This window comes from Pseudomonas sp. zbq_18 (assembly GCF_043102245.1).
Classification (GTDB): Bacteria; Pseudomonadota; Gammaproteobacteria; order Pseudomonadales; family Pseudomonadaceae; genus Aquipseudomonas.
The window spans coordinates 42295-56420 of sequence record NZ_JBICIT010000008.1; the positions used below are offsets into that span (position 1 = coordinate 42295).

Here is a 14126-nt window from a genome sequence, read left to right on the forward strand (position 1 = left end):
CAGACCGGGGAAAAGTCCAGATGAGGTGAGTCGTGGATATTATCGATACCATCAAAGAGCAAATCGCCAACAACACCATCCTGCTGTACATGAAGGGCTCGCCGAATGCTCCGCAGTGCGGCTTTTCCTCCCGCGCCGCCCAAGTGGTGATGGCCTGTGGTGAGAAGTTCGCCTACGTGGACATCCTGCAGAACCCGGAAATCCGCGCCAACCTGCCCAAGTACGCCAACTGGCCGACTTTCCCGCAGCTGTGGGTGGCTGGTGAGCTGGTCGGCGGTAGCGACATCCTTACCGAGATGTTCGAGAAGGGTGAGCTGCAGACCCTGATCAAGGACGCCGCCGAGAAAGCCAAGGCCGAATAAGCTCGCGCGCTCTGCCAAAAAAGCCGATGCATCTGCATCGGCTTTTTGGTTTGTACGCTGGCGCTTTTGGCGTGATCCAGTGGGGCATGGCCCTATAAAGAAGGTACGCCGCCACGGCCAATCGGTAGCTGGCGCGTTAGTCTTGGCTGCGCGTACCTGCCTCGGTTAGCCTGCTCGAAAAAAATAAGTCCGCCAGATCAGGTACTCCGTGTTTCGGCACGGGCCTTGCCTTGGCAAGCGGACAACGGAGAGTAGTCATGACCGACATTCTGATTCTGACCCACGTCGATTATTGTCCTCCGGGCCACCTCGCCACCGTGCTTGAGGCTCAGCGGCTGGATTTCACGGTATTGCGCGCCGACCTTGGCGAGCTTGAAGGCTATGACCTGGATCGCCCGCGGGCGGTGGCGATCATGGGCGGGCCGATGAGCGTCAACGACCCATTGCCTTGGATAGAGGCAGAAGTTGCCGCTATTCGGCACTTCATCCAGCGTGACATCCCCATCATCGGTCACTGCCTGGGCGGCCAGCTGATTGCCCGCGCCCTGGGTGCCAGCGTGCACCGCATGCCTTATACCGAGGCCGGCTGGCAGCCGCTGGTAAGGCGCGACATGCACAGTCCCAGCCCCTGGTTGGCCCACCTGCCACGTGAGTTCCCGGTGTTCCAGTGGCACGGCGACACCTTTGCCTTGCCGGACGGCGCCCAGTGGCTGCTGTCCAGCCCATGGTGCCCGAACCAAGGCTTTTCCTGGGGTGACAAGGTGCTGGCTCTGCAAGGCCATCCCGAGGTCACCGCCGAGGTGGTGGAAAGCTGGCTGCGCGACTGGTCGCATCTGCTCGACGAGACCCAGGCCAGCCAACAGGGTCTGAACCAGATGCTGGCTGACCTGCCCAGCCGGGTCGCTGCCCTCAACCGAGTGGCAGAGGGGCTTTACCGGCACTGGCTCAACCTGGCCTTTGGCGAGCCCGCGATAGCCTGCGCGGTCTAGCCCCATCTCCAGTGGGAGCGGCTTTAGCCGCGATAAGGGCTCTACGCGTCTGCATCGCGGCTGAGGCCGCTCTCATGAGAATCACGCTGCTCGTCGTCTGGGCCCGGCGCCTTCTCTAGGAGGTGCTAGGGGGCACTCCGCCTGGGTCGCGAGGCTTTTGCACGGCCTGAGTCCCGTCCAGTCCCTTCTACAGCGCAGTGACAGACCACGCCGGCTTTCCACTCGGCATAAAAAAACCGCCCGACGTCGGGCGGCCTGTAGGAGCGATCGGCCAAAGGGGGAGCCGATCTACGAAACAGCGGGCCTGATGAGCCACTGCTTCGGTGTGGCGCAGTCTGCCCAAACGCCCATGCGCGATGAAATCGAAGCTACCTATGTCGTCCATAGACGATCTGCCACGCGCTGGGGCGCGCCTCGTTCTGGCGTCTCGCAAAGCGCTCCAAGATGGTGCGTTGTGTGTTTTTTATTTGTTTAAGTTATTGAAATATAAGAGTAAGTTTTCGTGGCACGAGCCTTGCGATGCCTCTCTTGTCCGGGTGACAAGGAGCATGGCATGCCCCGCACTTTTTTTGATGAGATGAACGACGCGAACGGTGCAGTCCGTTCGCACTATCGGGAGTTTGCCCGCTGGCTGGCGGATACGCCGGCCGAGCTGCAGGCACAGCGTCGTCGTGAAGCCGATCTGCTGTTCCACCGGGCCGGCATCACCTTCACCCTCTACGGGGACGAGCAGGGCACCGAGCGCCTGATCCCCTTCGACACCATCCCCCGCAGTATCCCCGCCAGCGAATGGCGCATCGTCGAGGCCGGCTGCATCCAGCGGGTGCAGGCGCTGAACATGTTCCTCGCCGACCTCTACCACGACCAACGCATCCTCAAGGCCGGCATCATTCCGGCCGAACAGGTGCTGGCCAACGAAGGCTACCAACTGGCCATGCAGGGCCTCGACCTGCACCGCGACATCTACGCGCACATCGCCGGGGTCGATCTGGTGCGCGACGGCGACGGTACGTTCTATGTGCTGGAAGACAACCTGCGTACGCCCAGCGGCGTCAGCTATATGCTGGAAGACCGCAAGATGATGATGCGGCTGTTTCCCGAGCTGTTTGCCATGCAGCGTGTGGCGCCCATCGACCATTACCCGAGCCTGCTGCTCGATACCCTGAAAAGCTCCAGTCCGATCGACAACCCCAGCGTGGTGGTGCTGACACCGGGGCGCTTCAACAGCGCCTACTTCGAGCACGCCTTCCTCGCCCGCGAAATGGGAGTGGAACTGGTGGAGGGCGCCGACCTGTTCGTGCGTGACGACAAGGTGTACATGCGCACCACCGCCGGCCCGCAGCCGGTGGATGTGATTTACCGCCGCCTGGACGATGCCTTCCTCGACCCGCTGGCCTTCAATCCCGACTCCATGCTCGGCGTGCCCGGCCTGCTGGCGGCCTACCGCAGTGGCAACGTGGTGCTGGCCAACGCGGTCGGCACCGGGGTGGCCGATGACAAGTCGATCTACCCCTATGTCGGCGACATGATCCGCTTCTACCTCGACGAAGAGCCGATCCTCAAGAACGTGCCCACCTGGCAGTGCCGCAAGCCCGAGGAGCTGTCCCACGTGCTGGCCAACCTGCCCGAGCTAGTGGTCAAGGAAACCCAGGGCTCCGGTGGCTACGGCATGCTGGTCGGTCCGGCCGCCAGCAAGGCCGAGATCGAGGCTTTCCGCGCCCGCCTCAAGGCCCGCCCCGAGGCCTATATCGCCCAGCCCACCCTGAGCCTGTCGACCTGCCCGACCTTCGTCGAGAACGGCATCGCGCCTCGGCATATCGACCTGCGTCCGTTCGTCCTTTCCGGTCGCGAAACCCGCCTGGTGCCGGGCGGCCTGACCCGCGTGGCGCTGCGCGAGGGCTCGCTGGTGGTCAACTCGTCGCAAGGCGGCGGCACCAAGGACACCTGGGTGGTCGAGGACTAAGGAATATCGCCATGCTTTCGAGAACTGCCTCCGATCTGTACTGGATGTCGCGTTATCTGGAACGCGCCGAGAACCTCGCGCGCATGCTCGACGTCAGCTACTCACTGTCGCTGATGCCGCACGACGGCCGAGGCGATGGCCTCGACGAACTGGCCCTGCCTCTGCTGATCACCGGCACCCTGGACGAATACCTGACCCGCCATGGCCAGCTGCACGCCGAGCGCATGCTGCATTTCTTCGCCCTCGATGCGGAGAACCCGGCGAGCATCTATTGCTGCCTGCAGGCCGCGCGGGCCAACGCCCACGCCGTGCGCGGACGAATCACCGCCGACATGTGGGAGAACATCAACGCCACCTGGCTGGAGATGCGCGGCATCGCCGCCGAAGGCCTGGGGCGCTACGGCATCAGCCGCTTCTGCGAGTGGGTCAAGGAGCGTTCGCACCTGTTCCGTGGCGCCACCTTCGGCACCATCATGCGCGGCGAGGCCTACCGTTTCATTCGCCTGGGCACCTTCATCGAGCGCGCCGACAACACCCTGCGCCTGCTCGATGCGCGCTACGAGATGCTCGGCGAGGCCGCCGACGAGGTCAGCGACACCTCGGCCCGTGGCTACTACGAGTGGAGTGCGCTGCTGCGGGCGCTGTCCTCGTTCGAGGCCTTTACCGAGATCTATCGCGGCTCGCCACGTACCCACAAGATCGCCGAACTGCTGCTGCTGCGCCCCGACGTGCCGCGCTCGCTGCGTGCCTGCATGGAGGAGCTGAACCTGATGCTCTCCGGCTTGCCCGGCGAGAGCGGTCGCCCGGCCCAGCGCCTGGCCGCCGAGCTGGATGCGCGCCTGCGCTACACCAGTGTCGAGGAGGTGCTCGACGAGGGCCTGCATACCTGGCTTACCGATTTCATCCTGCTCGTTCGGCAGTTGGGCAGCGCCATCCACACGTCCTATCTGGAGGTCGTATGAGACTCTCGATCCGCCACGACACCACCTATAACTACGACGACCAGGTGCGCGCGAGCATCCAGTACCTGCGCCTGACGCCCCAGGACAGCGCGCGCCAGCACGTGATCAGCTGGCGCCTCGACCTGCCGCGACCGGTGCGGGCCCAGCGCGACCCCTACGGCAACATCCTGCATGTGCTGACCCTGGACGAGCCACACGAGGCGCTGGTGATCGGCGCCCGTGGCCAGGTGGAGATCGACTCGCGCTGCGAGTCGGAAAAGGACACTCGTTCGCCCTTGCCCTACCTGCGCTTCACCCGTCTGACCCAGTCGGACGACGCCCTGCGCCACTTCGCCGAAACCGGCAGCGGCGGGCGCCGCGATCGTGACGGTCTGGTCGCGCTCATGCATGGCCTGCACGAGCAGATGCCTTACACCCCGGGAGCGACCCAGGTGGACAGCACCGCCGCCGAAGCCTTTGCCGGCCGCGCCGGGGTGTGCCAGGACCATACCCATGCCTTTCTCGCCTGCGCACGCAGCCTGGGGGTGCCGTCGCGCTATGTGTCGGGCTACCTGTACACCGAGGACAGCGGGCACCTGGCCAGCCATGCCTGGGCCGAGGCCTGGCTGGGGGATGGCTGGTACAGCTTTGATGTGACCAACCAGTTGGCAAGGCCGGAACGGCATTTGAAATTGGCGGTGGGCCTCGATTACCTGGATGCCTGCCCGGTTCGGGGGATGCGCCGGGGGGGCGGGGGTGAGCAGATGCATGCGCGGGTCAATGTGGCGGCGTTGATGCAGACGCAGCAACAACAGCAGTGAGGTGTGGCGCGCGGAGCGCGCTTCTTTCTTAACCCCCTCTCCCTGTGGGAGAGGGGCAGGGGTGAGGGACTGATGTCCTGTGCGTTGACCTGATGTTGTTGGTTTCTTGCCGCTGCTCGTTTTCGGGTTTGTTGATGCATCTGTTCCGCCCTGCTGGGCGGGTTCCTTTTGGCAGTCGCCCGGATGGCCGGCCCTGCCATACGCCCCTCCGCTTCGCTCCGGGTTCGTTCGCTCCATCGCTGCTCCGAGGGTCGGCTTACAAGGGCCGTCCCTGGCCCTTTAAGCCTCTCGCCGCATCCATGCGGCTCACCCCTCTACGCAACGATTCCGCTCACCCTCCTGAAGGGGCGTTTGGCGCTGCCTGAAAGATTTGAGTCCCTCCTGATGGTTCCCACGCTCCGCGTGGGAACCCATCCCGTGACGCTCTGCGTCACAGAGAGGCCAGCGCAAACCCACGACTGGAGCAGAGCGCCAACGGCTGCATTCCCACGCAGAGCGTGGGAACGATCAATACGCGAAGCGCCCAGAAAAACTACCAGGCAGCTCGGGGCCTGAGTCCCCGTCAGTAGGCCGAGTGGAGGTGTTGCGCAGGGGGACGAGCCGCATGGATGCGGCGAGAGGCTTAAAGGGCCATGGAAGGCCCTTGTAAGCCGGCCCCCGGAGCGGCACCGGAAGGAGGGGAGTCTGGCCGCAGGCCAGACCCGGATGTCGGGGTGCGCTTTCTTTTGCTTACTTTTCTTTGCGCAAACAAAGAAAAGTGAGGCGCCGTAAGGGCGCAAGGCGAAACTCCAGATATTCAGAAAGTCTAGCGTCGCTCCGGAGATGGAAAGGCAGAGTGCTGTCCATCCTGCCAGTATTAAGGCTACTTGCTGCGAGCATCTAGTTTGTGAAGAAAGTACGTAGGTTGGGCTGAGCATCGCGAAGCCCAACATGGCTGGTCGCTGGGCTGCGGTGCTTTGCGCCTCAACCCGGCAGGGAAGTGCGACAAGCCAAAGTAAGGCACTGTGCGAGGCGCAATCTTTAGTCCTGTACTGAGGAAAACCATCGAGTGGGTTCAAGTGATGTAGCCAGCACCCTGGGGCGTCCGTCGCAAGGCCAGATGCTGGTTTACAAGCGGATTTTGTCGAGGCAGCGAAATGCCCCGATTCGCCCGCGCTCCGTTTAAACTGCGCAATTCCGGAGCTTTCTGTCGCATTGCCGAAAGCCCAGGAAATTCGCGGGTTGCCGCTGTAAGAAGTTGTCGCATGGCGGCAATGCGGTCCCCCGGTCAGCCCCTACAATCCTTCCATCACCTGCCATGAGTGCGGTGTTCCTTGTTCAGGAGAAAGCTTCGATGTCCGTTCAGCACGATCCGGTGCAACGCGCCGATTTCGACCAGTATCTGGTTCCCAACTACTCTCCCGCCGCCTTCATTCCGGTGCGTGGCCAGGGTTCCCGAGTGTGGGATCAGAGCGGTCGCGAGCTGATCGATTTCGCCGGCGGCATCGCGGTCAACTCGCTGGGCCATTGCCATCCGGCGCTGGTCAAGGCGCTGACCGAGCAGGCCAACACCCTGTGGCACGTTTCCAATGTGTTCACCAACGAGCCGACCCTGCGTCTGGCCCACAAGCTGGTGAATGCCACCTTTGCCGAGCGCGTGTTCTTCTGCAACTCCGGCGCCGAGGCCAACGAGGCTGCCTTCAAGCTGGCCCGTCGCGTTGCCCATGACCGTTTCGGTCCTGAGAAGTGCGAAATCATCGCCGCGCTCAACAGCTTCCACGGTCGTACCCTGTTCACCGTCAGTGTCGGTGGTCAGCCCAAGTACTCCGATGGCTTCGGCCCGAAGATCCAGGGCATTACCCACATCCCTTACAACGATCTGGATGCGCTGAAAGCGGCCATTTCCGACAAGACCTGCGCCGTGGTGCTGGAGCCGATCCAGGGCGAGGGTGGTGTGCTGCCGGCCGACAAGGCCTATCTCGAAGGCGCCCGCAAGCTGTGCGACGAGCACAACGCGCTGCTGGTGTTTGATGAAGTGCAGAGTGGCATGGGGCGTACCGGCGAGCTGTTCGCCTACATCAATTACGGTGTGACGCCGGACATCCTGTCCAGCGCCAAGAGCCTGGGCGGTGGTTTCCCCATCGGCGCCATGCTCACCACCACCGAGCTGGCCAAGCACCTGGCTGTCGGTACCCACGGCACCACCTACGGCGGCAATCCGCTGGCCTGCGCCGTCGCCGAGGCCGTGCTGGATGTGGTCAACACCCCGGAAGTGCTGAGCGGCGTCAAGGCCAAGCATGCGCAGTTCAAGCAGCGCCTGCAGGCGATTGGCGAACAGTACGGCGTGTTCAGCGAGGTTCGTGGCCTCGGTCTGCTGCTGGGTTGCGCCCTGAGCGATGCCTGGAAAGGCAAGGCCAAGGTCGTGCTGGATGCTGCCGCCGCCGAAGGCGTGATGGTGCTGCAGGCCGGTCCGGACACCGTGCGCTTCGCCCCCAGTCTGGTGGTTGAGGATGCCGACATTCGCGAAGGCCTGGATCGCTTCGAGCGCGCCGTTGCCAAGGTTGTCCAGGGCTGATGCCCTGCCGGGCGGCGCAGGACGCGCCGCCTCTATTCTCAGGATGAGCAGCTCCATGCGTGATCGGACAGTGGTTCCGGTCTTTCTCCAGACGGGCGTCCCCAAGCCCTCTGGGGCTTTTATTCGAGGTCGCTCCGGTGTGCGGAGCGCGGTTCCGGGAGAGGAGTAACGTCATGCTGGTGATGCGCCCCGCGCAAATGTCCGACCTTGCCGAAGTGCAGCGTCTGGCGGCGGACAGCCCGGTGGGCGTGACGTCGCTGCCGGATGACGCCAATCGCCTGCGCGATAAGATCGCGGCGTCGGAGGCCTCCTTTGCCGCCGAGGTCAGCTTCAATGGCGAGGAGAGCTACTTCTTCGTCCTCGAAGACAGCGCCAGCGGCAAGCTGGTCGGCTGCTCGGCCATCGTCGCCTCGGCGGGTTACTCGGAGCCTTTCTACAGCTTCCGCAACGAGACCTTCGTGCACGCCGCCCGCGAGCTGAAGATCCACAACAAGATTCACGTCCTCTCGCTGTGCCACGACCTGACCGGCAACAGCCTGCTGACCAGCTTCTATGTGCAGCGCGACCTGGTCGACAGCCCGTACGCCGAGCTCAATTCCCGCGGCCGTCTGCTGTTCATGGCCGGCCAGCCGGAGCGCTTCGCCGATGCGGTGGTGGTGGAGATCGTCGGCCACAGCGACGAGCAGGGCGACTCGCCGTTCTGGGATGCGGTCGGGCGCAACTTCTTCGACATGAACTACGCCGAGGCCGAGCGCCTGTGCGGCCTGAAGAGCCGCACCTTCCTCGCCGAGCTGATGCCGCATTACCCGATCTACGTGCCGCTGCTGCCGGACAGCGCCCAGGAAGCCATGGGCCAGGTGCATCCACGCGCGCAGATCACCTTCGACATCCTGATGCGCGAAGGCTTCGAAACCGACCACTACATCGACATCTTCGATGGCGGCCCGACCCTGCACGCGCGCACGTCCGGTATCCGTTCCATCGCCCAGAGCCGGGTGGTGCCGGTGCGCATCGGTGAGCCGACCAAGGGCGGCCGCCAGTACCTGGTGAGCAACGGCCAGTTGCAGGATTTTCGCGCCATCATCGCCGACCTCGACTGGGTGCCCGGCAAGCCGGTGACCCTCAGCGCCGAGGCGGCCGAGGCCCTGAGTGTCGGCGAAGGTGCCAGCGTCCGGTTGGTCGCGGTTTAACGCATTCACGCCTTCTCCCCGGGAGAAGGTGGCCCAGCAGGGCTGCATGAGGGGGCTCCCTCGGTCCCCGCAAGTGGGGATAACTCTGGAGGATTTATGATCGTTCGTCCCGTCCGTAGTACCGATCTGCCGGCGCTGATCGACCTGGCCCGCAGTACTGGCACAGGTCTGACCACGCTGCCGGCCAACGAGGCGCGCCTGACGCACCGGGTCGGCTGGGCGGAAAAGACCTTCAATGGCGAGGTCGAGCGCGCCGACGCCGACTACCTGTTCGTCCTGGAAGACGACGACGGCAAGGTCGTCGGCATCTCCGCCGTGGCCGGCGCTGTCGGCCTGCGCGAGCCCTGGTACAACTACCGGGTCGGCCTGACCGTCAGCGCCTCGCAGGAGCTGAAGATCCACCGCGAGATTCCCACGCTGTTTCTGGCTAACGACCTGACCGGCAACTCCGAGTTGTGCTCGCTGTTCCTGCATGCCGATCATCGCACCGGCCTCAATGGTCGCCTGTTGTCCAAGGCGCGCATGCTGTTCATCGCCGAGTTCCGCGAGCTGTTCGGCAACAAGGTGATCGCCGAAATGCGCGGCATGTCCGACGCGCAGGGGCGCTCGCCGTTCTGGGACAGCCTGGGCAGGCACTTCTTCAAGATGGAATTCGGCCAGGCCGATTACCTCACCGGCGTCGGCAACAAGGCGTTCATCGCCGAGCTGATGCCCAAGTTTCCGCTCTACACCTGCTTCCTGTCCGAGGCGGCGCGTGCCGTGATCGGTCAGGTGCACCCCGATACCGAGCCGGCGCTGGCCATGCTCAAGGGCGAGGGCTTCAGCTACCAGGGCTATGTCGACATCTTCGATGCCGGTCCGGCCATCGAGGTGGAAACCGACAAGATTCGCGCCGTGCGCGACAGCCAGACCCTGGTACTGGCCATCGGCACTCCGGGCGAAGACGCCATCCCCTATCTGATTCACAACCGCAAGCGCGAAGACTGCCGCATCACCGCCGCGCCGGCGCGTGCCGCTGCGGGCACCCTGGTGGTCGACCCGCTGACCGCCAAGCGCCTGCAGCTGAGCGCCGGCAGCCAGGTGCGTGCCGTGCCGCTGTCGGCCAAGGAGAGCAAGCAATGACCACCCATTACATCGCCGGCAGTTGGCAGGCAGGGCAGGGCGAGGCCTTCGATTCGCTCAATCCGGTCTCGCAGGAAGCCGTGTGGAGTGGCCTGGGCGCCAGTGCTGCGCAGGTCGAGCAGGCCGTGGCCGCCGCCCGCGCCGCTTTCCCGGCCTGGGCGCGCCGTTCGCTCGACGAGCGCATCGCCGTGCTCGAGCAGTTCGCCGCCACTCTCAAGGCACACAGTGACGAACTGGCCCGCACCATCGGCGAGGAGACCGGCAAGCCGCTGTGGGAGTCCGCCACCGAGGTGACCAGCATGGTCAACAAGGTCGCCATCTCCATTCAGAGCTACCGCGAGCGTACCGGCGAGAAGAGCGGCCCGCTGGCCGACGCCACCGCCGTGCTACGCCACAAGCCGCATGGCGTGGTCGCCGTGTTCGGCCCCTACAACTTCCCAGGCCACCTGCCCAACGGCCATATCGTGCCGGCACTGCTGGCCGGTAACGCGGTGGTGTTCAAGCCCAGCGAGCTGACCCCCAAGGTCGCCGAACTGACGGTCAAGTGCTGGATCGAGGCCGGTCTGCCGGCCGGCGTGCTCAACCTGGTGCAGGGCGCCCGCGAGACCGGCGTGGCCCTGGCCGGCAGTGCCGGCATCGATGGCCTGTTCTTCACCGGCTCCAGCCGCACCGGCAACCTGCTGCACAGCCAGTTCGCCGGCCGCCCGGACAAGATCCTGGCGCTGGAGATGGGCGGCAACAACCCGCTGGTGGTGGACGAGGTCAAGGATCTGGATGCCGCTGTTTACACCATCATCCAGTCCGCCTTTATCTCTGCCGGTCAGCGCTGCACCTGCGCCCGTCGCCTGCTGGTGCCGGTCGGTGCCTGGGGCGATGCCCTGCTGGCGCGCCTGGTGGCGGTAGCCTCGACCATCAAGGTCGGTGCCTTCGATGAGCAGCCGGCGCCGTTCATGGGCTCGGTGATCTCGCTGCAGGCCGCCGAGCACCTGCTCAAGGCGCAGCAGCATCTGCTGGAGAAGGGCGCCGAGGTGCTGCTGCAGATGATCCAGCCGGTGCCGAACGCCGCGCTGCTGACGCCGGGCATCGTCGACGTGACCCAGGTTGCCGAGCGCGTGGACGAGGAATTCTTCGGCCCGCTGCTGCAGGTGATCCGCTACGACGGCTTCGACGCTGCGATCGCCGAGGCCAACAATACCCAGTACGGCCTGGCCGCCGGTCTGCTGTCCGATTCGGCCGAGCGCTACCAGCAGTTCCTGATCGAGAGCCGCGCCGGCATCGTCAACTGGAACAAGCAGCTGACCGGCGCCGCCAGCAGCGCGCCGTTCGGCGGTGTGGGGGCCTCCGGCAACCATCGCGCCAGCGCCTATTACGCGGCCGACTATTGCGCCTACCCGGTCGCCTCGCTGGAAAGTGAAACCCTGAGCCTGCCCGCCACCCTGACCCCGGGAGTGAGTCTGTGATGTCCGCCTATGAAATGAACTTCGACGGCCTGGTCGGCCCGACCCACAACTACGGTGGCCTGTCCTACGGCAACGTGGCGTCGCAGAGCAACAGCCAGGCGGTCTCCAACCCCAAGGAAGCGGCCAAGCAGGGTCTGGGCAAGATGAAGGCGCTGATGGACATGGGCTTCAAGCAGGGCGTGTTCGCCCCGCAGGAGCGCCAGGACGTCGCCGCGCTGCGCAGCCTGGGCTTCACCGGCAGCGATGCCGAAGTGATCGCCAAAGCCGCCAAGGAGGCCATGCCGCTGCTGGCCGCCTGCAGCTCTGCGTCGAGCATGTGGACCGCCAACTCCTGCACCGTCAGCCCCAGCGCCGACACGGCGGATGGTCGCGTGCATTTCACCGCCGCCAACCTCAACTGCAAGTTCCATCGCTCGATCGAGCATCCGACCACCAGCCGCGTGTTGCGCGCCATGTTCAACAACGAAGCGCACTTCGCCCATCACGCCGCGCTGCCGGCGGTAGGCCAGTTCGGTGACGAGGGTGCGGCCAACCACACGCGCTTCTGCAAGAACTACGGTGAGGCCGGCGTGGAGTTCTTCGTGTTCGGCCGCAGCGCCTTCGACAGCCGCTTCCCGGCGCCGCAGCGCTACCCGGCGCGGCAGACCCTGGAAGCCTGCCAGGCGGTGGCCCGCCTGCACGGCCTGGGTGACGAGGGCGTGGTCTATGCCCAGCAGAACCCGGCGGTGATCGACCAGGGCGTGTTCCACAACGACGTGATCTCGGTGGGCAACGGTGAAGTGCTGTTCTATCACCAGGATGCCTTCCTCGACACCGACAAGGTATTGGCCGAGTTGGGCGACAAGCTGGCCCGCCGCGGCGGCAACTTCCAGGCCGTGCGCGTGCCGGCCAGCGCGGTGAGCGTGGAGGACGCGGTCAAGTCCTACCTGTTCAACAGCCAGCTGCTGACCCGCGCCGATGGCAGCATGCTGCTGATCGTGCCGGAGGAGTGCCGCAACAATGCCAATGTGTGGAACTACCTGAACGAGCTGACCAGCGGCAACGGTCCGATCCGCGAAGTGAAGGTGTTCGACCTCAAGCAGAGCATGCAGAACGGTGGAGGGCCTGCCTGCCTGCGCCTGCGCGTGGCGCTCAAGGAAGAGGAGTTCGCGGCGGTCAACCCGGGCGTGGTGATGACCCCCGAACTGTTCACCACCCTCAACACCTGGGTCGACAAGCATTACCGCGATCGCCTGGCGGAAAGCGATCTGGCCGACCCGCAACTGCTGATTGAGTGCCGGACGGCATTGGATGAACTGACGCAGATCCTTAAACTGGGCTCCGTCTATCCTTTCCAACTCGCCTGAGAGCACTGAACATGTCCGAAGCCCTGCAACTGATTCTCGAAGATACCGACGGCACCCAGCTGGAAACCTCCTGCACCCGCTTCGCCGTGGTCTGGCAGGGCAAGGAAGTGTGGATCCAGGCCGTCGGTGATCAGCTGTTGATCGGCGTCGACGTGGAAGAGGGCGATACCGAGTACGCCAATCTGCTGCTGCGCCCGCAGGCCACCAATCTGGTCGGCCTGCAGCTGGAGATGGAGCCGGCCGATCTGGCGGGCGACGACGATGACCATGTGCATGGTCCCGACTGCAAACATTGAGGTGACCCCATGCTCGCCCTCGGCAAACTGCTCGAACTGACCCTGGCCGGCCGCGAGCCGACCGAGAAGATTCAGCTGACCCGCGAGGGCGCGCGCCTGCACTGGCTGGGCGAGGGTGCACTGGAAGTGACGCCCGCCAGCAACGACGACAGCGGTCTCGACCTGCTGTTGTCGGCCGGCATCCACGGCAACGAAACGGCGCCGATCGAGTTGCTCGATCGCCTGCTGCAGGCCATCGCCTCCGGCGAACTGCTACCGAAGGTGCGCATGCTGTTTCTGTTCGGCAATCCGGAGGCCATGCGCCGCGGCGAGCGTTACGTGGAGCAGGATATCAATCGCCTGTTCGATGGGCGTCATGAGCAGAGCAGCGGTTTCGAGGCGCTGCGCGCCAACGAGCTGGAACGTTATGCGGCGTCTTTCTTCTGCAAGGAAGGCCGGGCGCGTTTGCATTACGACCTGCATACGGCCATTCGTGGCTCGAAGATCGAGCAGTTCGCCCTGTATCCCTATGTCGAAGGCCGCCAGCATTCGCGCGCCGAGCTGGCCCGCCTCAACGCCGCCGGCATCGACGCCGTGCTGCTGCAGCGCAAGACCGGCATCACCTTCAGCTCATACACCTACGCGCGCCTGGGCGCCGAGGCTTTCACCCTGGAGCTGGGCAAGGCGCGGCCGTTCGGGCAGAACGAAGCGGTCAACCTCGACTTGCTGGAAGCCCGTCTGCGTCAGCTGGTGGAGCAGTGCGAGCCGGAGACCGAGTCGCTGGAGGGGCTGCAGCTGTTTGCTGTGGCCCGCGAGGTCATCAAGCACAGCGACGCTTTCCAGCTGCATCTGCCGGCCGATATCGAGAACTTCACCGAGCTGGAGCCTGGCTTTTTACTGGCCGAGGACATTGCCGGTACCCGCTGGCTGGTGGAGGAGGAGGGCGCGCGCATCATCTTCCCCAACCCCAAGGTGAAGAACGGCCTGCGTGCCGGCATTCTGATCGTGCCCACCACCCTCTGATCCTTCGCTTTCGCCGGAAGGGGCGGCCGGCGGGTTTGATCCGCTAGCCCCGTGACCGGCTCATGGCCTGATAGTCGTTT

Annotated in this window: 12 protein-coding genes; all 12 read left to right on the top strand. The window is 64.7% G+C overall.

Translation table 11 applies throughout. The features are described from left to right. Nucleotides 1-32 precede the first annotated feature (32 nt). The 12 genes from grxD (at nucleotide 33) to astE (ending at nucleotide 14046) form a co-directional block, all read left to right on the top strand. Nucleotides 33-362 (top strand): Grx4 family monothiol glutaredoxin, encoded by a 330-nt coding sequence (gene grxD, locus ACF8C6_RS05600; protein ID WP_277688992.1) that lies wholly within the window; start codon nucleotides 33-35, stop codon nucleotides 360-362. Between the two features lie 257 nt (nucleotides 363-619). Continuing rightward, nucleotides 620-1351, top strand: coding sequence for a type 1 glutamine amidotransferase (locus ACF8C6_RS05605; RefSeq protein WP_277688991.1), 732 nt, complete (start codon nucleotides 620-622; stop codon nucleotides 1349-1351). 553 nt (nucleotides 1352-1904) lie between these two features. Next, entirely contained in the window at nucleotides 1905-3314 is a 1410-nt protein-coding gene (locus tag ACF8C6_RS05610) for a circularly permuted type 2 ATP-grasp protein (protein WP_392498388.1), read from the top strand. Between the two features lie 11 nt (nucleotides 3315-3325). Continuing rightward, nucleotides 3326-4276, top strand: a complete 951-nt coding sequence (locus ACF8C6_RS05615; protein ID WP_277688989.1) for an alpha-E domain-containing protein — start codon at nucleotides 3326-3328, stop codon at nucleotides 4274-4276. Beyond that, nucleotides 4273-5076: a transglutaminase N-terminal domain-containing protein gene (locus ACF8C6_RS05620; RefSeq protein WP_392498390.1), complete on the top strand. Its 804-nt coding sequence runs from the start codon at nucleotides 4273-4275 to the stop codon at nucleotides 5074-5076. Before ACF8C6_RS05615 ends, ACF8C6_RS05620 begins: the two co-directional genes overlap by 4 nt. Nucleotides 5077-6409: 1333 nt before the next feature. Beyond that, complete coding sequence (locus tag ACF8C6_RS05625) at nucleotides 6410-7630, top strand: aspartate aminotransferase family protein (protein WP_392498391.1); 1221 nt, start codon at nucleotides 6410-6412, stop codon at nucleotides 7628-7630. Nucleotides 7631-7803: 173 nt separating this feature from the next. Then, nucleotides 7804-8820: an arginine/ornithine succinyltransferase subunit alpha gene (gene aruF / locus ACF8C6_RS05630; RefSeq protein WP_392498392.1), complete on the top strand. Its 1017-nt coding sequence runs from the start codon at nucleotides 7804-7806 to the stop codon at nucleotides 8818-8820. 96 nt (nucleotides 8821-8916) lie between these two features. After that, on the top strand, nucleotides 8917-9942 hold the full coding sequence (gene astA / locus ACF8C6_RS05635; protein ID WP_392498393.1) for an arginine N-succinyltransferase: 1026 nt from the start codon (nucleotides 8917-8919) through the stop codon (nucleotides 9940-9942). Then, nucleotides 9939-11402, top strand: coding sequence for a succinylglutamate-semialdehyde dehydrogenase (astD, locus tag ACF8C6_RS05640; RefSeq protein WP_392498394.1), 1464 nt, complete (start codon nucleotides 9939-9941; stop codon nucleotides 11400-11402). Before astA ends, astD begins: the two co-directional genes overlap by 4 nt. Beyond that, entirely contained in the window at nucleotides 11402-12748 is a 1347-nt protein-coding gene (gene astB, locus ACF8C6_RS05645) for an N-succinylarginine dihydrolase (protein WP_392498395.1), read from the top strand. Before astD ends, astB begins: the two co-directional genes overlap by 1 nt. Nucleotides 12749-12759: 11 nt before the next feature. Further along, nucleotides 12760-13044 (top strand): topoisomerase II, encoded by a 285-nt coding sequence (locus ACF8C6_RS05650; RefSeq protein ID WP_277688982.1) that lies wholly within the window; start codon nucleotides 12760-12762, stop codon nucleotides 13042-13044. 9 nt (nucleotides 13045-13053) lie between these two features. Next, complete coding sequence (gene astE / locus ACF8C6_RS05655; RefSeq protein ID WP_392498397.1) at nucleotides 13054-14046, top strand: succinylglutamate desuccinylase; 993 nt, start codon at nucleotides 13054-13056, stop codon at nucleotides 14044-14046. The last annotated feature ends 80 nt before the right edge of the window (nucleotides 14047-14126 follow it).

Coding starts and splice junctions, on each gene's coding strand:
- ACF8C6_RS05605 (WP_277688991.1), top strand. CDS start 620: ATGACCGACATTCTGATTCTGACCCACGTCGATTATTGTCCTCCGGGC.
- ACF8C6_RS05610 (WP_392498388.1), top strand. CDS start 1,905: ATGCCCCGCACTTTTTTTGATGAGATGAACGACGCGAACGGTGCAGTC.
- ACF8C6_RS05615 (WP_277688989.1), top strand. CDS start 3,326: ATGCTTTCGAGAACTGCCTCCGATCTGTACTGGATGTCGCGTTATCTG.
- ACF8C6_RS05620 (WP_392498390.1), top strand. CDS start 4,273: ATGAGACTCTCGATCCGCCACGACACCACCTATAACTACGACGACCAG.
- ACF8C6_RS05625 (WP_392498391.1), top strand. CDS start 6,410: ATGTCCGTTCAGCACGATCCGGTGCAACGCGCCGATTTCGACCAGTAT.
- aruF (WP_392498392.1), top strand. CDS start 7,804: ATGCTGGTGATGCGCCCCGCGCAAATGTCCGACCTTGCCGAAGTGCAG.
- astA (WP_392498393.1), top strand. CDS start 8,917: ATGATCGTTCGTCCCGTCCGTAGTACCGATCTGCCGGCGCTGATCGAC.
- astD (WP_392498394.1), top strand. CDS start 9,939: ATGACCACCCATTACATCGCCGGCAGTTGGCAGGCAGGGCAGGGCGAG.
- astB (WP_392498395.1), top strand. CDS start 11,402: ATGTCCGCCTATGAAATGAACTTCGACGGCCTGGTCGGCCCGACCCAC.
- ACF8C6_RS05650 (WP_277688982.1), top strand. CDS start 12,760: ATGTCCGAAGCCCTGCAACTGATTCTCGAAGATACCGACGGCACCCAG.
- astE (WP_392498397.1), top strand. CDS start 13,054: ATGCTCGCCCTCGGCAAACTGCTCGAACTGACCCTGGCCGGCCGCGAG.